Origin of the sequence: Paenibacillus pinihumi DSM 23905 = JCM 16419 (assembly GCF_000422505.1) — a bacterium.
Taxonomy (GTDB): Bacteria; Bacillota; Bacilli; order Paenibacillales; family Paenibacillaceae; genus Paenibacillus_D; species Paenibacillus_D pinihumi.
Genome location: NZ_KE383865.1, coordinates 153,126 through 173,984, shown reverse-complemented (window position 1 = coordinate 173,984; position 20,859 = coordinate 153,126). Strand labels below are relative to the sequence as shown.

The window sequence follows — 20,859 nt, the reverse complement described above, 5'->3', positions numbered from 1 at the left end:
TTTCTCCAACAATATATTAATCAGGCAGCCATATCGGCACGACATTTGAACCGTGAACAAGTGTACAAATTACGGCTTGCAGCTCTCCGCCTTTGCACCCCTGTGACATTTGCCCAATTAGCCGAATAGGATTGTCAGCAATGTTTCCAATCTTCTTTCATACGTATGGTCGCGCATCGTCCGGTATAGCCCTTTGAGAGCAATCCGGCGACGTTCCTCTTCATTATTCAGGTAGTATTCAGCCTTCTCGATTAGCTCCTGCGGGGAAGCGTAGGTGACAATTTCCTCTCCTGGCGTGTAGAACTGCTCCATATCATCACGGATGTCCGAGAGCTGCAGCGTTCCGCAACCGGATATTTCAAAAGTACGCGGATTAAGAGACACGGCCGGGATATTGGCACTGTTATTATTGAAAGTTTCGTCGTCATGAGCCCGGTGCATATTGATAACAACCCTGGCACCGTTATAGGTCTCAGCCGTTTCAGCCGGCCCCATCCATTTGTTCAGCTCGATCTTAGTAGCAAGCTGCTCAAAATTAGGCAGCCGGTCCCACCAGATACCTGAGATCAGCGAGTCCTTGGAGCTCAAATAATCAGAGATTTCATTAAAAAATTCAATCCGCTTCCAATAAGCGGTTCCCACAAAGCAAATTTCCTTGCGTCTGCTGCGGTCCGGGTTACGAGGCCTGAATTCATTAGGATAGAAGCCTAGCGGCAAGTAATGCACACTTTGGCAGCCATGCTGACGGTAAAAATCAACGCAGGTTTTCTCCAGCGTAAAGATATGATCGTAATGCTGGGCAACATTAGCGGTCACATCTGTATAGTAAGGATCGTCCGTGAACCATATAGCCGTACGGATGCCTGCTGCTCTCATCTCCTTAGGGTGGATAAGATCCAACTGCAAGCCGTCCAGCACCAGCACAAGATCCGGCCGCTTCTCCTTGGCGATCAGAGAGACATCCTGTAAAGCATCGGTAACCGTGATATGAGACACGACAGAAGACAGCGTCGTAATAATCGCTTCATCTATCGGGGAGTAAGGAAATCCTTTTCCGGTAGCCACATACATCAGATGGATATCCTTTTTAACTGCGGGCCGGATCGTTTTTTGAATAACAGCCTCACATTGGCCATACCAGTATCCATGATCCCAGCCAGTAGCCAGACCGTCCCTTCTTCCATGCTCATACGGATGCAGAATTCTTGGAGGTATGATTCTTGACTGTCTTCGTATGATTCGTTTAGATGCTTTCTTTGTGCTCCTAACCATTGGGCATGCCCTCCTGTTTCATAATAATATTGAGCAGTTCCTGAACCCGCAGCGAAAAGGTATGGCTCTGCAGGGTCCGCTTCAACCCTCTAAGCGCGATCATAAGCCGTTCATCCTCATGCTCCAGATAATATGCGATTTTGTCCTTTAGCTCAGAAGCACTGGCGTACGTCTCGATCTCCACACCTGGTTTGTAATACTGGTTCAAATCCTCCCGGATATCGACCATTTGCAGTGTTGCGCAGGCTGAAATTTCATACGTGCGCGGATTAATGGAGCGTCCGGAAAGCTGGAGCGTATTTCGGTTATCGGATCCCGCCTCAGTTGTGCGATGCAAATTAATCACAATCTTCGCGCTGTTGTAATAACGAATCGTTTCTTGAACCGGCATCCATCCCGGGCGAATGGCATCTCCATACAGCTCATAATTTTTCAGACGGTCCCATAGCCCTCCACAAATAATGACCCGCCTGCTGCTCAAGCTGGGAGCAAGATCATCAAACAACTCAATCCGGTTCCAGAAGCCTTGCCCGATAAAACAGACATCACTCATATACTGGTTTTCGATTCGCGTCGGCTTAAACCAGTCCGTATGAACGGCGAGCGGTATATAGTGTACCTGTCCGTTGGACACTTGCTGATACGCATCGACTGCCCCAAGTTCATGAGTTAGGACAATATCATAATGCGGGGCAATCTTGATACTGTCCTCTGAAGAATAGGGATCATCCACAAACCAGATCATCGTCTTAATGTTAAGTGCACGGATAGCATCAATCTGCTCCAGATGATCACCCGGAAAAATATGCAGTCCGTTAAGAACGACAACGAAATCCGGGCGCAATGAAGAAGCCATTTCATACATTTGATTCAAATCGCCTACAATATGAAGCTCCTTCACCATCGCCTTCAATGCCCCGATAATTCCGGCATCAATCGCTTCAAAACCTTGTGGAACGTACAAAATACGCAAATTGTAATGCGGGAGCTGAGGAGGAACCACGCTTTCCAAAATAGCCTTGCAGGCGCCATCTCTCCTTCCATGCTCCCAGCCGTTTTTGTATCCTGTATCCAACGCGCTGTCATAAAGCGGCCTTCGTTTCGGGTTTCTGTGTTTACGGGCTGGCATGTCGTCACCTGCTTTCCCATATAGTGCGTTTCTTGTATTTTCTAAATATATGCGGCAGGTGTGGAATGAACATGGTCTCTTGTCCTTCGTGTACCTAATTTAGGCGGGGGATTTGTCCAACGCCCGGCGTTACTGGGGCCCGTGCAGGCTCGCCGCTGCCAACCCATTCGCTGCTTTCTCTATGAGCCTATCAATTTGGGGAGCTATCTCTATCATTCAGCTACCCGTCTATTCGGATTTCGGATTTCGGATTTCGGATTTCGGATTTCGGATTTCGGATTTCGGATTTCGGATTTCGGATTTCGAACAAGTTTAAAGGGATTCAGTCTTGGTGAGGAACATTTTTGGAAAATATTTTTTTAACGCAAGACATGCACTTCTGTATTATGAACTGAGTATACGAGATGGCTAATGGAATGTTCGACAAGAAGGGATATATACGGGGAATGAAGTTAACAATTTAAAATTGCAGAATATGAAAGTCATTAAAGAACGTCAAATATATGACATTTCAATAAATTTCTAATTTTTTACTTTTGACAGATGAATGTATCTCTTTTATAACCTTTTTCAAAATGTTGCACTATTCCCTTTAATCAGCTTATCAACCTCTAAAATGAATAGACCATATCCCTAAAATCAGCTATTTTTGATTAACATCTTAATATCCATTTATTAATATTTTTTCTAATTCAATATTGAAATAAGAACATATGTTTGTTATAATTGATTTATAGAAATGCTTCGTATAGGAAAGACTTACATGCAAAAAAAGTGACTGAATCTCAGTCTTCATATCAATGTTACTATTTCATTCAATAGATTCTTTATTGCTTTACCGGTAAATCAATAGATTAGATATGCTGGAGGGCGGCAGATGCAGATTGAGAAAATCAAGGGAAATCCAGTTCTTGCTTATTTCTACCAGGCAAAATGGCCTCAAGGCTACTGCTGTCCGCGTTGCAAACATAGGCATGCTTATTTAGTTAGTAGTCGTAAGGTTCCTCTATTCCAATGTATCCACTGCCGTCATCAAACCTCTCTAACTGTCGGGACAGTTATGGAGCATACCCGTATTCCGCTTGAGACATGGTTTCAAGCTTTGCAACGAATGGCTCAACCTGGAGGGACTCAGGCTATGCGTCTGCACAAAGATATTAAAGTCTCTTATAAGACTGCCTGGTCTATGCTGAAAAGAATCCGTATGGCTATCAGTATGCTGGATATGGAGCAGCCTCTGTATGGAGATGTTCGAGCTGAGATTACTTTCTACGGCCAGGCTAACAGAGCTAACAGACCATCCATAAGACGCCATCTGAAGGAGCATACCATTGTAGCTATGGCCTCCGTCCCTTCTATTATCAATGAGTTAGATAATCTTAATGATCTTATAAATTCCAACTCCCCCACGACATTGAATACATGGAGCGAAACAGCATTGGATGTCAGGAATCAGCATGTAACTGATTCACCTTATATTAAACTAAAAATCGCTAATCCTGCTTTCATGGTAAACCGAAGAATGCCTGAGGTGCTCCAACCTATGTTTTTCAGACGGCACGTCCACTTATCTTCAGAGGTTTACAGTTCAAGTTCTGAGAAAAGTATTATTTTAAATAGTAATGCTCCTGGCTTAGAAAGAGTTGCTATGCAGGCCAAGCATTGGGTCAACAAGACGTTTCATGGAATTGGACCAAGATACTTGCAGCTTTACTGGGATGAATTCTGCTTCCGTCTTAACTGCCATATGCGCCGGCAGTCACCTATTGCTGCTCTGACAGCCATATGCATGCAAAGTGTCTAAATCATGTTACTGAATAAATTTACTTTTTCCAAGTCACTATTACGGGGTCATTTTTCGAGTGACTTTTGGTGAGTCACTTTATTCGATTTAATTTCATCAATCCACGCTGGCAGAGTTATTTTTGTCAATTTCTAATCATGCTTACTAAGATACAGATACTTTTGTAGAATTACTTTTGCCAAGCTACACTTGCTGAGTTACTTTAGATCACATGTTTTTACATATATACCCTATTTAGTTATTGTTATCAATCACTTCTATATCAACCATTCTTGCTTAGTTATTGTTATCATTCACTTCTACTCAACCGCTCTTGCTTAGTCATTTTTATCATTCACTTCTGCCAACCACGCCTACTTAGTCATTTTTATCATTCTTTTCTACTCAACCACGCTTGCTTAGTCATTTTTATCATTTATTTCTACTCAGCCTCGCTTGCTTAGTCATTTTTATCATTCACTCCTGCAAGCATGCTTACTTAATCACTTTTGTCTTTCATTTCTACTCAACCGCGCCTACTTAGTCATTTCTGTTATTCATTTCTACTCAACCACACTTGCTTAGCTATGTTTGTCATGCCACTCTTACCGGACCATTTTTATCATCACTTTGCCATATCACTTTGCTAAGTCATTTACTGGGTAACCTGAGTTTTCTTATCGAGTTATTTTTGCTGAGTAATGGGAATAGTGAGACATGGATTAAAACCGGCTAAAAGAGATATCACCCTGCAGCATCACCCTGTTTTTCCCAAAAATTCAAAATCCCGAAATTTTATCAATAAGTGCTTATAAACTCTGTCAAGAAGTACATAAGAAAGCCGTATTGAGCTTTTCCGTGGAAAAGTTCAATACGGCTGAGGAACCATACATTATGGCTGCTGTTCGTAGGAGAGTTGATGACCGTCTTCGAAGCCTTTGGCAAATCCAGAGTTGTAGCCCTCATTATAGGCACTGTCATAACCTTGGCTGTAGGTTGCATCGGCAGCCGGTACACGGATGATACGGCGTTTTTTAATACGGCCGCGGGTCAGCTTTTTGATTCGTCTCCTGCCCTTTTTGCCTGCTCTCAGCTTGCTGGAAGCTCCTGTCCGGCGTCTGGCCTTGAGCCTTCTGCCTGTAATCGATTTGCGGCGCAATGTGCGTTTGCGCTTGGAACCCCCTGTTGTTTTTCGTCCAGCCGTTTTCTTTTTCCTGATCAACTTTATTCCTCCCGTCACAATCCAGTCCATCCCTTCCGCCCACTGCGAGCCTCGCATGAGCCAGCCATATGCGGCCCGGCTTCCCGCGGGAAGGTCTCCGCCAGCTGATGCCGGCGATTTTCTGGGCAATCATTTCTTGAAGGCCCGTTAATGTTGCCATATTATCTTGCAGTCTTTTTGCCATTCCAGGTGAATGCTCCGATAAGTCAGCGACACTGTTTAATATTCTGGCAAGTGCAGCCTGGCTCTGCGTAATGGACGCAATAAGTTCCATTTTGATTTCCCATTCTTTCTCAAGACGGCTCATCACTTGTCTCCAAAGCCCATATCAAAACCGCCGCCGCCCCCATACATGCCGCCCATATTATCTCCGCCGGACTCTGCATCCTGCTGCAATACGACCTTCAGTACGCTGGACATGCCTTGTCCCAGCTTGGTTAATCCCTCAATTACTTCTATGAGCTGATCATGCACATCCATAGAGCCCTTAAGTTGATCCTGCTGACTGCTAAACGCCTGACAGGTCATATGATTGCATAGCCAGCTCCTTACCTTCTCTGCCTCCACTGCCTTGGCTTCCAAAATCATCGCCACGTTCCACTGCAGCTTTGCGGAAGCATCCAGCACACGCATATAAGATTGCTCCCGGCTCATGGCCTCCCCACCTCTTTTCCGCTTTGGTTCTTATTTTCTTCTTTTACATCCTTCAATACTTATGAATCTCTACTTATGAATCTCCACTTATGAATCTCCGCGCACTGTTCCTGCTTTTGCAGCAGGAACAGCATGGTGATAGTCAAGCAGTCAACTGTGTAATCGCTCCTACTATCTAATTCAGTCCAGTCTGTAGGAGTTCTCCATCTGCTTTATTCCTCTTCCTGGGAAGCCAGCTCCTTCATAACATGCGACAGGTTATCAGCAATTGTTTCTTGTAAATCTGCCAGACTATTTAAATACGAAACAACGCTTTTGGAGACAACCTGAGCACTATCCACCAACCCGTCGAACCCATCCAATTCTGGATGCTGGTCCGGTATGTCATGTACAATCTGCGACATCCGAACCGCCACATGCCTTTTGGCTTCCAATACGCGGGCAAGCTGCTGATGTGAGTTGGACAGATGTTCAATAATCTCATCGACCTTACGCTGCATCTTTGCGTCCCTCCCCGTCTACCCGTCTAGTACAGCATATGCACAATTAATGGAGGTGCTACTCTGGGTCAGACCGTATTAAGGCCCGGAACGCAAACGTTCCGGGCCTTAAAGTTATAACCTTTGCACCATTTTGACAGGTGCGATGACCGGCAGTCCTTCCGGCCAATGAAGCAGGTCAGATTCATCCATCTGAACAGACGATTTACTGTTAATCCCCCACATGGATGCTGCGAGCCCGCTCACGATCCTGCGGCGTATACCCTGCTCCAGCCAATATAACCGTCCGGCTGATGAAACAAGCTGCCCCTCATTGGGGGAATTTTCATGCTGCCATTTCTCCTGTACCTGAGAAGCTGTTATTTTCTCACCAATCGGCCAGCGTATTAAATCCACTACCGGGATTCGGAATGCCTGGATCGGAAGCTGCTGGCCCTCTGCTGCCTCAACTGGCCTGCGGTGTCCGTGCTCCAGCCAGTATAAGGTATCCCCCAGCCCTTTAATCAAAACATACTGCGGCTGAAAACCTGCTTCACTACTGGCAAGGGGAACAGGATATGTGACCTGCCCGTCCGGGTGATGCTCCGCTTTCAGCTCCCTTATATGCTGAACCAGTTCATTTGGATTTCCCCATTTGTTCAAGAAGTACTGCTCATTAATCGCATTGACCTGAAGGAACTTCTGTTCCCCCAAAGCCTTCATGCTGACACTCCCAAAGTGATGGATAAAGGCGTCACGGGCGATAACCAGCGTATACCCCTGCAGCCTGACGCGAATATTATAATCATCATCCTCATAATTTCCGATTTGATAGCCTTCGTCGAAATATCCTGTCCTCTCCCACAGTGAACGCCGGAATAGAAGACAAAATCCGGTCAGCCGGTCTACACGCTGCCATCGGGAAGGATCAGATCTATTGTTTTGGATGGCGAATGCTGGCATATCCTCAACCTTGGTGTACGGAACATCGACCTTCTGCAGCCCGCTGATGAAGTTGGTGACCGGCCCGACCATACCAATGCGACTGTCACTGTCGAGACAAGCCATCATATTTTCCAGCCAGTTCTCCGTGACCAGTGTGTCGTTATTCAGCAGCAGCATCCTCATGCCCTTGGCCATCATTAAACCTGTATTCACCGCCCCAGAAAAACCGCGGTTCTCCTCCAGTATCCGGTAGCGGACACGTCCTGCCATGCTGTGCAAATAATCTGCAGTTCCATCTTCAGAAGCATTGTCCACGACAATAATCTCATAGGGCAGTCGGGTATGCTGAATGATGCTATCTATACAAAGCTTTAAGTACTCTCCCTGATTATAGCTCGGAATAATAATACTTGTTCCGTTAAAATAGCTTCCATAGCTGCCAGATCCCGCTGCTACCCCCGCCTCATAGCCTGTTTGATAGCCTGACTGATAGGCTGTAGCAGCCGTCTGAGGCTGTGGCGAGTTCAATTCCTGCTCCGTTTGCACTTGTACAGGTTGTTTGGTCCGCTTGGGTTTTAAGCGATGCTGCTTTTGCTTTGGTTTTAGTTTTTGCTTTGATTTTAGTTTTTGCTTTGATTTTGACTTTTGCTTTTCTATTTGCTTGGGCTTGGGATTGAGCGGGCTGGACTGGTGCAGTTTCGGCAATTTCGGTAGTTCCGGCCGGTTCAGCCCGTTCGTGCTTTGCTTCTTCGGGTCCATCTGGCTCTCCTCCTTCCTGAGCATTCCAAATCTATATAGACATTTGTCCGCTTGATATAAAATTAGCTAGATGCCCGAAGTCCAGGGCAGCCTTGCCAAGCTCCGCTGCAATCCGCCAAGTGATCACGACGGCAGGAATGCCTGCGGACACAAGGGCAAGATCAAATGAATGCCCGCTGGCTTCTCCGATGACCCGGTCTATATCTGCAAATCCGTTAACCGGTGCGATTACGCCGCTAACCCTGTAGCCGAGCACCGTCATTACCTGAGCCAGCTCAGGCGCTGCATTGCCAATAAGCAGAAGTGAACGGCTGCGGATCAGGGATTGCAGCATGCCAGTCTGCTGCAGACTGTAGTTAATGGTTGAAGAGGTGGTATGCTGCTCATTCAGTTCAATATGATGGGCTCTTAAAACCGGGTGCAGAAGCGGATGATAGTTTTTCTGCCGGGATAACGGTACCCCAATGATATCTGCTGACCGGATGGCATGTGATAATGTATCTCTGGCAGAGAGATCCGGCACTTGGATTCCCGCATAAGACAAAAAGCTTCCCTCTGCTGCTACCTGCTCCGTACTGTAGACCGTATCCTGGGCCAAGGCGAGCAATTCCCCATCACCCAATCTTACAACTGAACAGGGGCTTTTTTGTTCCATGGCCTGGTGAAGCCTGTCATAGACTTGCTGGACATTAAGCAGCGGCATACATCGGTCTTGAATCGACATTATGCCTGCCTTGATGATTTCCTCCAGCGTAATCTCGGGGAGCAGAAGATCGGCAGGAACCGCCCTCTCAAGCAGTTCCTCCCCTCCCTCATAACGCCCCAGTTGCCGGCCTTCCTCCAGATAATGCTGCTGCAAGGACGACATTTCCGCTGCTGGCTGCTCCTGCATCGAAGGTGCAGCAGCAGGTTCCCGCCTCCTTCTCGTTCTGGCTCCGCCAGCAGCCGATACGATTTTCCTGCCCCTGCTGCCAGTCTGCCGCTTCTGCAATGATTTTCTCGATCCGCTCTTGATGCGGACACTCAAAGAGGATACTTTGCGCCGGGCCCGCCGTTTCATCAGCTCAACCCCTTGCCGTTAATCCGTTCCTGCCGTGTGATAATGGCGCTCAACCAGTCCTGGTGGTGAACATACCAATCTACCGTCGTCTTGATCCCTTCCTCAAAGGCTATCTCTGGCTGCCATCCAAGCTCTGATTTTATTTTTGATGCGTCAATGGCATATCTTCTGTCATGGCCAAGACGGTCTTTGACGAATGTGATCAATTCTTCCGATTTACCCAGTGTCTGCAATATGCTCTTAACAACTTGAAGGTTCGTACGCTCATTTTCCCCGCCAATATTGTAGACCTCACCAGGAGTCCCGTGTTGGAGAACCAAATCTATGGCAGCACAATGATCCTCTACATGAAGCCAATCTCTTACGTTGAGTCCGTCTCCATATACAGGGATTGGCTGGCCGGCCATGGCTTTCGTAATAATGGTCGGTATCAGCTTCTCCGGATATTGGTATGGACCGTAATTGTTGGAACAACGGGTAATAATGACAGGCAGACCATACGTATGGTAGGCCGCACGGGCCAACAAATCGGAGGATGCCTTGCTGGCTGAGTATGGGCTGTTGGGCGCAAGAGGGGTCAGCTCCGTAAAACCCGGATCATTAGCCTCAAGCGAACCGTATACCTCATCCGTAGATATATGGATTACACGTGGAATACCATATTTGCGGGCAGCCTCCAACAGGTGATGGGTGCCGACTACATTCGCCTGAACGAAGCGTCCCGGGTCCGCTATGCTGCGATCCACATGGGACTCCGCGGCAAAGTGAATAATGGCATCGTACCCTTGAGCCACCTCTTGAGCGACCCCTCCTGCATCTGTCAGATCCGCATGGACAAAGCGATAGCGGGGATCGGATTCAAATGTCTGCAGATTATCCGGATTGCCCGCATAAGTCAGCGCGTCGAAATTTACAATGGAGACGCCAGGATACCGTTTAAGCATATACCGGATAAAATTACTGCCAATGAACCCAAGGCCTCCGGTTACAAGAAGCTTTGAGGTACTCATTCCGGTTCCCCCTCTCTTAATCGGCTGGCCGCCTCATGAAGGGAATCAAATGTGCCCGCATCCGTCCACCAGCCTGCCAGCGTGCGGAAACGGAGCTGTCCTTTTGAAGCATAAGCATTATTTACGTCGGTAATCTCCAGTTCCCCCCGCCGGGAAGGCTTGATCTGGTCGATAAATGAGAAGACGGATGAATCGTACATATAAATTCCGGTCACACAAAAATTGGACTTGGGATCAGCCGGTTTCTCCGTAATGGAGACAATGGTCTCGCCCCCTGCATCAAATTCCGGCACACCGTAACGGTGAGGGTCTGGAACCTGCTTGAGGAGCACCATTGCTCCCTCCTCCAGTTCGCCGAAGGCCTCAATGTGAGCTGTGAGCGGCTCTTCAAACAAATTATCGCCGAGCAGCATGACAAACTTGGGGGACGACCCGACAAATGGCTCCGCCAGTTTGAGCGCCTCCGCTATGCCGCCAGCCTCCTCCTGGATACGGTAGGTCAGGGAAACACCCTCATCACGGCCGCTTCCTAAAAATTCTGTAAACAAGCCTGCACTGCTTCTTCCAGTCACAAGCTCAATGTCCGTTATTCCAGCTTCCTTCAGCTTGCGGATCGAATAAAGAATCATCGGATATTTGCCCACGGGCAGCATATGCTTGTTTAAGTAACTTGTTAAAGGACGCAGCCGGGTTCCAGTTCCCCCGGCCAAAATAACTGCCTTCAAAACCATCCCTCCCAAACATAAACCTCTGACCGGCCGATTTGCCGAGCAGTGGATTAAAACGAATCAGAGCACAATTAAATATAAATATGGGGATCGATCTGCCATTTTTCCATAAATAACTTCCGGTTTCGCTGCAGCAATTCCTGCAGCCCGGCTGTATCCTGATTCTTAAAGCTGGCGCTTCCGATGTGGTGAATGAGAACATCACGGCAGAACAGCAGCCTGTAACCCATCTTTCGTGCCCGGAAGCATAAGTCATCATCCTCATAATGCCCCGGTGAAAAGCATTCATCAAGCTCGCCGATTTGCTGGTAAAATGCTCTGGAAAAGAGCAGGCAAAATCCAACCAGACGCTCTGTCTCCTCCCACTTGCGGGAATCCGGTACATTTACCGAGGCTGCCAGCTGCTGAAACTCCTCCATGGTTCTAAATGAGCATTCAACCTGCTGTTTGCCGCTGACAAAATTGGAGACAGGGCCAACAATTCCGATTCTGGAATCTGATGCCAATGCCCGATGCAAGTTGGGGAGCCAATTGTTTGTGACAGTCACATCATTATTCAAAAGCAGAAAAAAGTCCCCGGATGCCATTCTCATCCCCTTGTTGCAGGCAACAGGAAAGCCTGCATTATATGGCAAGGCCACAAATCTCAGGCCCTCCTGCCTGCACCACTCGACAGTGCCGTCTTGGGAGCCATTGTCTGCTACAACAATCTCATAGGGAGTCTCATCCATACGTGTGTAGGTGCGAATAGCTGCAACAGCCTGCTGAAGAAGGGGAAGTTTGTTGTATGTTGGTATTACAATGCTCGTCAACTGCATAAATTCATCCCCCTGCCTGACTTCTGCGCCTTACCCGGTCCGCAAAGGACAATCTGGACCCCTGCTTGCGCTGAATACTTTTTAATGCTTCAATATGATCACCAATAATCAGGCGGGCTACCGGATTGCCTGAGCCAACGTTTTGATTACGACGCCGGTTTTTCATAAAGACATTTATACTAGCGCTTGCCTGAACCTTCAGCGGGGCCGCCAGAGCAGCAGCTTGTGCTTTGGGAGGTACGGCAAGCGTACTCTCTCCGATTGTATCCAGCGCCCGCCGTGACAATGCGTGAGGGATACACGTCATTGAATTCGTGACCAGATCGGGACGGTCCAGCGAACAATTTAAAAATTGTTTCACACGGGAAACAGCATCCCAGTATTTAAAAGCCCCAAGATAAGGGGTAACATCATTTAACGCGACATCCACTCCCTGATCCACAGCAAGCAGGAAAGGAGCAAGCTGCCAGGCAGAGACGGGAAAATCGCCGTCTACAAACAATACAGTATCAGCCTTCGTTAATTTGGCACCAAGCGCGCGGCCCACATCCAGCCCCAGCGCCTCAGGCTCATGGATCACAGTAACACCTTCAAACTCCATGGTATATTTAAAGCTATGATCCGTGCAGCCATTAATGACCACAATGATATCGGTCAGCGGCAGCAGTTTCAGCTCATGCAACACCTGGCGGATTGAATCCTCCTCATTGCATACTGTTACAACTGCAGCTGCCGTCCCTCTTAGCGGCAGCAGTACATAAGGAGTCATGGCCAATCCTTCTCCCCATGCATCCATGAAGCCATTGCGGAATGCAGCTCCCTCACGTAAAATCGCGGAGAAGGAAGCATCGCGCCTTCCCGCCCTACTTTTGCTGAAGGCAGCATTCATGGTCTGGCTGATCTGCGAGCCGTTCTTGAGCAACTGCTGTCTCCCGCCTTCTTGCTGCTCCTGCTTTAGCTCCCGCGCACTTGCCTGGCCCAAAGCATACGCAGCCCGGAATGCTGCCTTTGACAGCTTCCCTCTCTTATACCAGCCTCCCTGACTTCGCAGCGCAGTTCCGGTTGAACCACGGCGGCGCTTGCGTGAAGCCGTCCCTGCCGGTCCGGAAGCTGCGGAACTGCCGCCCCTGGAACCTCTTATCCGGGACGGCATCGAGCCGGATGAGCTGCGAACCGTCGATTTTTTGCCGGGAGAGATGTGTCTTGCTCCAGGCTGTTTTTTCGCCAGCGTAGCCATCTTATCCCCCCAGAATATGACGTTTCCTGCTGAAATCCTCCATCCCCCCGCGATCATCCGTAGCACCAGTCCACCAATCCAACGCTTCCAGATGGTCTCCAACAATAACCGAGGCCAGTGAGAATTGCTTCTCGCGCTTTCTTCGAATCGGATTCAGCTTGCCTACCTGTACCGAATGAACGGCTTTCACCTTTAATCCAAACTGGATGGCCTTGGCCTGAGCCAGTGGAGGGACCAGAAGAGATTCCGGACCAACAGCTGCGAGCCCCTTGCGGCTAATGGCATGAGGGATCGCAGTCAAGGAAGCGCCCTTCAGCGACTCCTGGCCCAGCATGGCATTCAGGGCATGTTTGGCCAAGACTACACGGTGCACCTCCAACTTCCCGGTAGGGCCGGAATAGTCGTTCAGCGCAACATCGGCCGACCCGGATAGTACTGCCTGCACAAAGGGTCGCAGCCGTGCAGATGAAATCACCATATCAGCATCGATAAACAACAATGCCTCCCCATATGCTGCCTGAGCGCCAATGCTGCGGCCTACATCATGGCCCAGCCTTTCATTGTATACGAGCACCTTGGCTCCACTGCCTAGCACTGTACGCAGTGATTCCCTGGTGGAGCCGTTGGCAACGATAATTACTTCCGTCCTTGGGTGGACGGCTCTGGCCTCGCGAATAATTCGGCGGATCAGCCGTTTTTCATTCATATAAGGAATAATTACCGATACAAGCGGATCTTCAGAGTTCACAATAGTCAAACGGGAGCCTCTCCGCAGCAAAGTAGAGGAACGCCCTTTGCTCGATACAGCTCCGCTTCGTTTTGCCGCCGTTTTGCGCATATCATCACCTCCTGGCCCGGGCCGGCATATCCCGGCTTATCACTTGAATTGCACATAAAGTCCGACTAGCCTTCCGTTCTTCAAAGCCATTCCGACTTGCGGAATAGGCACTTTTTGAAATGTACTTATACGAGTCATTGTATGCCAGTGCTTATTCCACGCAACGGCATTTGTACAGGTCGGAGAGAACTCTCGCCTTTGGTTTTTCGGGCGGACGGCCAGTTCGCATGGCGTTGAGGAATACAGGTATGACGGACAAGGCAGATGCCAATAAAAACCGATACGAATATGGGTGGGCTGCTACACGGCTTGAGATAAAAAAAACAGGCCTTGCATCATAACGATGCAAAGACCTGATTGATGTTCATTTGCCCAATCTGGCATTTATTGTACCCGGGCCGCAATCCAGTTCAGCTCACCTGTCAGGATGCCGTCCTGTTTATTGCGTACAATGGCAATAGTGGCACCCGCGGCAGATTTGGAGGCGATGAAAATCTGACAGCCCGGTTGATTACAAGCGGCAGTCAACGCGTAGTTTGCACTCCTGCCCAGCATGGAGCGGAACGAATCCGGCATTACGAGACCCACATGAATCCGGTCGACCCTGTCCGGCAGCGTAAACGAAGTGACACCACAGCAGTAGCCGCCCCCCGAGGTCTGTTGAAGGTTGGATACATCGGGATTGCTCGCGGTATTGTCTGCCGCCTGTACAGCCTGTGCCTGCATGGACAACACCTGTTCTTCATTGGTCTCATTTGCAACGGAACGTGACTGTATTGCGGCATCGCTAAATCCATGATCTTGCGGCTGCTCCTGAATGGGGATAAGAGATGCTTGCAGTTTGCTTTCCACTTGCTCCAGCTTGGCTTCCCCGATGGTAACTTTTTCGATGGTTGTGCTGCCGGCCTTTTGATTCTCTGTAGTTGTGATGGCATGCTCGATAATCTTGATGCTTGGCTCTGCGGAGGTCCGGCTCACCTGGTGCTTCTCCTGCGGAGAACTCTGCCTCGTTGTCTCATAATCCGCGACAACGGAATGGATCATGACCGGCTTGCGCGGCGGCTGCTCCTTGCTGCTGTTTGCGGACGTTTTTTTCAGCTCATCCAGGTATTTAAGCTCTGAGGTGCGCGGGTCCGCCGTGTAAAAAAGCGGCTTTCTTGGCTTGCTGATTTTGCTTCGCCTGTTTTTTTTCATGGCTCTTCCCTTCTCTGATACAGAGTAGTCTTCCTTATCCTATGCTTTCACCCAGGAAAGTGACTCTCTGTCAGGAAAAGAAGGCCGGTCTTGTATCCAATCCGTTGCGCTCCGCATGCTCCCTTATATCCTGCGTAATCCGCATACTGCAAAATTTCGGGCCGCACATCGAGCAAAAATGGGCCGATTTGGCTGCATCCGCTGGCAAGGTCTCGTCATGGTACGCCATGGCACGCTCAGGATCAAGAGAAAGGTGAAACTGGTCCTGCCACCGGAATTCGAATCTTGCCTTGGACAGTGCGTCATCTCGTACTCTTGCCCGCGGGTGTCCTTTGGCAAGATCCGCGGCATGGGCAGCTATTTTGTATGCAATGACGCCATCCTTGACATCTTCTTTATTGGGCAGGCCCAAATGCTCCTTCGGCGTCACGTAGCACAGCATAGCGGTACCAAACCAGCCGATCATCGCCGCCCCGATGGCAGAGGTAATATGATCATAGCCGGGGGCGATATCTGTAGTGAGCGGCCCCAGGGTATAGAAAGGCGCTTCCTTGCACACCTCCATTTGGCGGTCTACATTTTCTTTGATCAAGTGCATCGGCACATGCCCTGGCCCTTCGATCATCACCTGTACATCATGCCGCCATGCAATCTCTGTTAGTTCTCCCAAGGTTTCAAGCTCTGCGAACTGGGCATCGTCATTGGCATCGGCAATGGAGCCGGGACGCAGACCGTCCCCCAGCGAGAACGTGACATCATAGGCTTTCATAATTTTGCAAATGTCTTCGAAATGAGTGTAGAGGAAATTTTCCTGATGATGCGCCAGGCACCACGCAGCCATAATCGAGCCGCCTCGTGAGACGATGCCGGTCACCCGGCTGGCTGTAAGCGGAATATATCTAAGCCGGACTCCGGCATGAATGGTAAAATAATCCACGCCCTGCTCTGCCTGCTCGATCAGGGTATCACGGAAGATTTCCCAGGTTAAATCCTCTGCAACTCCGTTGACCTTCTCCAGCGCCTGATAGATCGGCACGGTTCCCACCGGCACCGGGGCGTTGCGGATAATCCATTCCCGGGTTGTATGTATGTTTTTGCCGGTGGATAAGTCCATAATGGTATCCGCTCCCCAGCGGGTAGCCCAGGTCATCTTCTCCACCTCCTCCTCAATGGAGGAAGCAACGGCTGAATTCCCGATATTGGCATTAATTTTCACATGGAAATGGCGGCCGATAATCATCGGTTCACTTTCCGGGTGATTAATGTTGCAAGGAATAACTGCCCGTCCCTCAGCCACCTCCCGGCGTACAAATTCAGGCTCCATTCCTTCGCGGAGCGCGATATACTCCATCTCCTGCGTGATAATGCCTTGGCGGGCATAATGCATCTGGGTGACGTTGCGTCCGGACTTGGCCCGGAGCGGTTCACGCTTCAAGCCGGGGAATTGCGCCGCTCCCTTCTCATCAACCCTCTTCTGCGAGGCGAAGCCATTATCCTCCGGCCTGATCCGGCGGCCCTCGTATGCTTCGGTATCCCTGCGCTCTTCAACCCAACTGCTGCGCAGTGGAATAAGCCCTTGACGAATATCGGCCTCAAAGGTACTGTCCGTATACGGTCCGCTGGAGTCGTAGACGAGGATCGGTTCATTGGCCTGCTCCACATCTCCCCTTCTGGTGGGAGACAGAGCAATTTCCCTCATCGGAACCCGGATATCCGGCCGCGAGCCTGTAAGATATACTTTTCTGCTACCTGGTAAAGAAGTTTGCAAAATGGACATAACAAAAAACCTCCCGGGATAATTTTGGCGACACCGACGCTAAACAATCAGCAAGACAAATCGAATCCCTAGGAGGCTTATCAGTTGGTAAGCAGGTTGAATAAATGACTGCCAAAAATACCTTTCACAGACTGCAGCTTATTGATTGGTTGCGACTGCTGTCCATGCCAGACTGTAACGGCGGCAATGCGGGTGGCTGGCTTTCAGCTCCCCCATCCCATATTGCCAACGCCGGCAGCACAAAAAGACTGCCCGGCGAAAGGCAGTCTGAAATAAGGCACAAGGCATTATTCCCACTTTCCTACGCTGGAATAACCCAGATCAGGTTCAAAGGGACCAAGGCATCAATTTGCCTTATCTCAGCCCGGACGGGCGCCCCTAGTGGATTCTTGGTAAAACTATACCGATTTATTCCCTGATTTGTCAAGCATTACTGCGAACATGCTTTATCTCAGGCTGTGCAGCAGCTCTATCCACCGCTCACCTGTACAGCGCCATGTAAACATCTGCTCCACCCGCTCCCTGCTTCGCAGCCCCATTGTAGTCCGCAGAATATCATCCTCCAGAAGCAGCAGCAGACGCTCCTGAAGTTCGGCCTGCACACGCTGCGGATCAACAAGAAAACCTGTCCGACCGTCCTCAATGATCTCCTTGATCCCACCCGAGGCCGTAGCGACAACTGGCAGCCCGCAGGACATGGCCTCCACATTCACCAGACCAAAGGCCTCCCGCTTCCCGGAAGGCACTACTGCAATATCCGATGCCAGGAACCAGTCCGGAACTTGAGGATGGGGCACATAGGGCACAAATCGGATATGATCCTTCCACTGTCTGCCCAGCCGGTGCAGCTTCCTGGTGTAAGCCGTTGTCCTGTGCGAGCCATAAAATGCGCTGCCGACAATGACCAGCAGCAGCCGGGGGTGCCGCTTCACCAGCTCAGGCATAATTTGCAGAAGATGATGAACGCCCTTGAGCGGAATTAGGCGACCCATAAAGAGCACGACACTGCGGCCCTGCCATCCCCTCTTGCTGCGCAGCGCATACCTGCGGATTGAACCCTCTGCCGAATACTGCGAAGGAAATCGTTCGCATTCAACACCCAGGTGGATCACTTGCAGCTTGCCCGCAGCTTCAGGTACTCTGGCAGCAACCACATCGCGCAGAAAGCTGCTGTTGACGATAATTTTTTCCGCATGGCGCAAGCTAAGCTTCAGCCGTTTGAGTGTGATGTAAGGGGGTCTGATAAAGGTTGAAGAATGGAGATTGAGCCAAATCCGGGCTTTCGGGTTACGCTTGCGTATACGAAGCACATAAGAAGGGCGATTCTCGACAACGATGACGTCCGGGGCAAAAGATTGGAGTGAGCGGGAAACGAGCGATACATACCGCTTCTTGTCTGCGGCGGGAAAACGGACACAGAGCGCCCCCCTCAGGTTGGAGCGGCGCGCCAGCCTGGGGGAGCTTCGACCATAGACTCTCGTATCCATCCGTGCAGCAAGCTGTCCGGCAACATGCTCTACCACCCTCTCTACCGAGCTGCTTCCCGCAGAAGGGAGCGGGTAGGATCCAGGCGTCACAAACCCGATTTTCATCCTCGTCATGACAGCCACCTCCTCCAGATTTGCTTGGCTATCCTAACATACACAGCATTAGACCAAGCAGTCACGGCGTATGGCCCCTGCCCTGACCCAAGTTACCGGACGACAACCGGTTTGTGGAGGAGTTGCATCCCTTTAAGGGCGCTAGTTAGAGAAGTAACGTTCAACGCCATTGGCAATCGCAGCAGCCGCACGGCGCTGATAGGCATCGGTGATTACCATCTTCTCGTCATACTCGTTCGTCAGGAAGCCCAGCTCTACGAGCGCAGACGGTACACGGTTCTCCCTAAGCACATGCAGATCACCAAAGGAGATCCCGATATTTTTAAGCTTATTTCCGCTCGCACCAAGCTGCTGATCGATCGCCCTGGCAAGCGGCATGTCCTTTTTCTCGTTATGATAGAAAGTCAGCGTACCGGAGCTGTTTTTGGTAGAGGAATTATAATGAATGCTTATAAAAGCATCCGCTCCGGAAGCATGGCTAATTTCTACACGTTTTTCCAAAGACGGCTTCTCATCCTTGCTTCGGGTCATCACGACCTTGGCGCCGCGGCTGCGAAGCTCCTCTTTGAGGTAGAGTGCTGTACTCAAATTAATCGTCTTCTCTTCAGTTCCAAGCTTTGTTCCAACGACACCCGGATCACTGCCGCCGTGCCCCGGGTCAACGACAATGACACGATTTTTCAAGCCCTTGCCGCCTTTGGAAGGAGTGAATACGGCCGGAGTTGTTTTCACGGAACCGCCTTCCTTGACAAATTCAGCGGATACCCAGCCCTTCTGGCTGCTGGATAACTGAATTTGCAGCCAGTCCCCTTTTCTGCCGGTAATAGTAACGACGTCTCCGTTTTTCAATCCGCCGATCACGTTGTATTTGGTTCCGGCATCTTCGCGGATTCTCAGTGAATCAGCCGTAACCGTACCTGTTCCCGAACTGGTGGTCACCGTCTTGACCCCGGCAGTTGTTGCCGTCCCGGTTTGTTTTCCTCCCCCAGATGTACGCTGTTCATCTATCTTTTTTAAATAGTAGCCTGCTATCCATCCGGTCAGTTTGCCGGACTTGATCTTGGACCAGCCAAAAGCATCCTCTGTAACCGTTACTGTCTCGCCCTTTGCGACAGAACCAATGATCTTCGATTTACCGTCAGCATCACTGCGCACATCCAGCGGCCCGTTCAAAACCTTTGCCTTATATGAACCTGCCGCCTCCAGCTTTACCGGTACCAGATTGATCACCACTGACAAACACATGATTACAACTGTCATTAAAACTATTTTTTTCATCTAAACCCTCTCTTGTAATATGTAATATTTTCTTATATTCTACATTATACTTTACTAGACAGGTTGTTTCTGTCCGAAGATAGACCTAATTTTTGGCTCTTTTGTGCAAAAAACTTCCATCTGCTTTATTAAATTAGCAATTGCCAAGTCTATCATTTGCCCATTTAAGGCGCTTAGGCTTATAAATGTTGATTTGTCCTGCGCAATATGGCAAACTTACGTGGAAGGCACCGCTGAAACAAGGTGCAGTAGAAAGGGTGGGAACAATCGGCATGACCAAATGGCTGCTGAGATCCATGACCGAGCTTAGCTCGCGAAAATGGATATCCAAAATTACGGGAAGGCTGGCGCAATCATCCGTAAGCCGGCATTTTATTCCCCGATTTGCGAAATTATACGGGATTCGTGTGGAGGAGGCAGAGAAGCGGCTTCAGGAATACGGCACTCTCAATGAGTTTTTTACCAGAAGGCTAAAGCCTGGAGCCAGGCCGGTTCACCCTCATGCTTCCGTGCTGGTCAGCCCGGTGGACGCTCTGATTACCGGAGCCGGGCCGATTACAGACGGTACCGTTCTGAATATTAAAGGACAGGATTATACCATTGAAGAACTGCTGAATAATTCGCCTCGGGCGGCAAATTATGAGCATGGGTATTGCCTGGTGCTCTATTTGAGCCCGACGGACTATCATCGCATACATAACCCGGTCAGCGGCAAAGTTGTCGAACGGGACCATATACCGGGGAAGGTGTACCCGGTCAATGATTTTGGGCTGCGCAATATGCGCCGCGTGCTGAGCCGCAACGAACGTCTGGCGACCTATATCCGTCATCAGTCCGGCGAGGTTGCTGTCGTAAAGGTAGGGGCTATGAATGTCAGCAGCATTAAATATGTGGATGAGAAAAGCACCAGCGTAGAGAAAGGAAGCGAGCTGGCTTATTTTGAATTCGGCTCAACCGTAGTTCTGTTGACAGAGGACGATACATTTACCTTGCGTAATGATCTGATGGTCGGCAAGCGGGTCAAGATGGGCGAGGAGCTTGGCAGACTGGCAGAAAAATAACGGCCCCTATGCTG

The 20,859-nt window shown here is 49.6% G+C and carries 18 protein-coding genes and 1 riboswitch; of the genes, 2 read left to right on the top strand and 16 right to left on the bottom strand.

Going from position 1 to position 20,859, the window contains the following annotated elements; translation table 11 throughout:
- Positions 1 to 117 precede the first annotated feature (117 nt).
- Both H583_RS0120800 and H583_RS0120795 read right to left on the bottom strand, forming a co-directional pair.
- On the bottom strand, positions 118 to 1,272 hold the full coding sequence (locus H583_RS0120800) for a CgeB family protein (RefSeq protein WP_081667417.1): 1,155 nt from the start codon (positions 1,270 to 1,272) through the stop codon (positions 118 to 120).
- On the bottom strand, positions 1,265 to 2,401 hold the full coding sequence (locus tag H583_RS0120795; protein ID WP_028562167.1) for a CgeB family protein: 1,137 nt from the start codon (positions 2,399 to 2,401) through the stop codon (positions 1,265 to 1,267). The genes H583_RS0120800 and H583_RS0120795 overlap by 8 nt, the downstream gene beginning before the upstream one ends.
- Positions 2,402 to 3,278: 877 nt before the next feature.
- On the opposite strand from H583_RS0120795, the gene H583_RS0120790 reads away from it, so the two are divergent.
- The gene (locus tag H583_RS0120790; RefSeq protein ID WP_028562166.1) at positions 3,279 to 4,205 is read left to right on the top strand and encodes a transposase; all 927 of its coding nucleotides are present in this window, start codon (positions 3,279 to 3,281) and stop codon (positions 4,203 to 4,205) included.
- 871 nt (positions 4,206 to 5,076) lie between these two features.
- On the opposite strand, the gene H583_RS37240 is transcribed toward H583_RS0120790, so the two are convergent.
- The 14 genes from H583_RS37240 to H583_RS0120715 all read right to left on the bottom strand — a co-directional run bounded on the left by H583_RS37240 (position 5,077) and on the right by H583_RS0120715 (position 19,784).
- Entirely contained in the window at positions 5,077 to 5,406 is a 330-nt protein-coding gene (locus tag H583_RS37240) for a hypothetical protein (RefSeq protein WP_081667416.1), read from the bottom strand.
- Between the two features lie 306 nt (positions 5,407 to 5,712).
- On the bottom strand, positions 5,713 to 6,060 hold the full coding sequence (locus H583_RS0120780; protein WP_028562165.1) for an alpha-helical endospore appendage domain-containing protein: 348 nt from the start codon (positions 6,058 to 6,060) through the stop codon (positions 5,713 to 5,715).
- Between the two features lie 212 nt (positions 6,061 to 6,272).
- Positions 6,273 to 6,560 carry a hypothetical protein gene (locus H583_RS0120775; RefSeq protein WP_028562164.1) on the bottom strand — a complete coding sequence of 96 codons (288 nt, stop codon included), beginning with the start codon at positions 6,558 to 6,560 and terminating at the stop codon, positions 6,273 to 6,275.
- A 114-nt stretch (positions 6,561 to 6,674) separates the two neighbouring features.
- Entirely contained in the window at positions 6,675 to 8,243 is a 1,569-nt protein-coding gene (locus H583_RS0120770) for a glycosyltransferase family 2 protein (RefSeq protein WP_081667415.1), read from the bottom strand.
- Between the two features lie 31 nt (positions 8,244 to 8,274).
- Positions 8,275 to 9,303, bottom strand: a complete 1,029-nt coding sequence (locus tag H583_RS0120765) for a GT-D fold domain-containing protein (protein ID WP_051236768.1) — start codon at positions 9,301 to 9,303, stop codon at positions 8,275 to 8,277.
- Complete coding sequence (gene rfbB / locus H583_RS0120760; RefSeq protein WP_028562161.1) at positions 9,303 to 10,313, bottom strand: dTDP-glucose 4,6-dehydratase; 1,011 nt, start codon at positions 10,311 to 10,313, stop codon at positions 9,303 to 9,305. The genes H583_RS0120765 and rfbB overlap by 1 nt, the downstream gene beginning before the upstream one ends.
- Positions 10,310 to 11,038 (bottom strand): sugar phosphate nucleotidyltransferase, encoded by a 729-nt coding sequence (locus tag H583_RS0120755; RefSeq protein WP_028562160.1) that lies wholly within the window; start codon positions 11,036 to 11,038, stop codon positions 10,310 to 10,312. The genes rfbB and H583_RS0120755 overlap by 4 nt, the downstream gene beginning before the upstream one ends.
- Before the next feature lie 74 nt (positions 11,039 to 11,112).
- The gene (locus tag H583_RS0120750) at positions 11,113 to 11,859 is read right to left on the bottom strand and encodes a glycosyltransferase family 2 protein (protein ID WP_028562159.1); all 747 of its coding nucleotides are present in this window, start codon (positions 11,857 to 11,859) and stop codon (positions 11,113 to 11,115) included.
- Between the two features lie 4 nt (positions 11,860 to 11,863).
- Positions 11,864 to 13,096: a glycosyltransferase family 2 protein gene (locus H583_RS36725; protein ID WP_161631208.1), complete on the bottom strand. Its 1,233-nt coding sequence runs from the start codon at positions 13,094 to 13,096 to the stop codon at positions 11,864 to 11,866.
- Between the two features lies 1 nt (position 13,097).
- Positions 13,098 to 13,934, bottom strand: coding sequence for a glycosyltransferase family 2 protein (locus tag H583_RS0120740; RefSeq protein WP_028562157.1), 837 nt, complete (start codon positions 13,932 to 13,934; stop codon positions 13,098 to 13,100).
- Positions 13,935 to 14,318: 384 nt separating this feature from the next.
- Positions 14,319 to 15,128: a WIAG-tail domain gene (locus tag H583_RS0120735; protein WP_028562156.1), complete on the bottom strand. Its 810-nt coding sequence runs from the start codon at positions 15,126 to 15,128 to the stop codon at positions 14,319 to 14,321.
- Between the two features lie 70 nt (positions 15,129 to 15,198).
- Positions 15,199 to 16,905: a phosphomethylpyrimidine synthase ThiC gene (thiC, locus tag H583_RS33680; RefSeq protein WP_051236764.1), complete on the bottom strand. Its 1,707-nt coding sequence runs from the start codon at positions 16,903 to 16,905 to the stop codon at positions 15,199 to 15,201.
- A 281-nt stretch (positions 16,906 to 17,186) separates the two neighbouring features.
- Positions 17,187 to 17,295, bottom strand: a riboswitch (TPP riboswitch).
- A gap of 56 nt (positions 17,296 to 17,351) precedes the next feature.
- On the bottom strand, positions 17,352 to 18,506 hold the full coding sequence (locus H583_RS0120720) for a glycosyltransferase family 4 protein (protein WP_028562154.1): 1,155 nt from the start codon (positions 18,504 to 18,506) through the stop codon (positions 17,352 to 17,354).
- 141 nt (positions 18,507 to 18,647) lie between these two features.
- Positions 18,648 to 19,784 carry an N-acetylmuramoyl-L-alanine amidase family protein gene (locus H583_RS0120715; protein ID WP_028562153.1) on the bottom strand — a complete coding sequence of 379 codons (1,137 nt, stop codon included), beginning with the start codon at positions 19,782 to 19,784 and terminating at the stop codon, positions 18,648 to 18,650.
- A gap of 272 nt (positions 19,785 to 20,056) precedes the next feature.
- On the opposite strand from H583_RS0120715, the gene asd reads away from it, so the two are divergent.
- Positions 20,057 to 20,845 carry an archaetidylserine decarboxylase gene (gene asd, locus H583_RS0120710; RefSeq protein ID WP_028562152.1) on the top strand — a complete coding sequence of 263 codons (789 nt, stop codon included), beginning with the start codon at positions 20,057 to 20,059 and terminating at the stop codon, positions 20,843 to 20,845.
- The last annotated feature ends 14 nt before the right edge of the window (positions 20,846 to 20,859 follow it).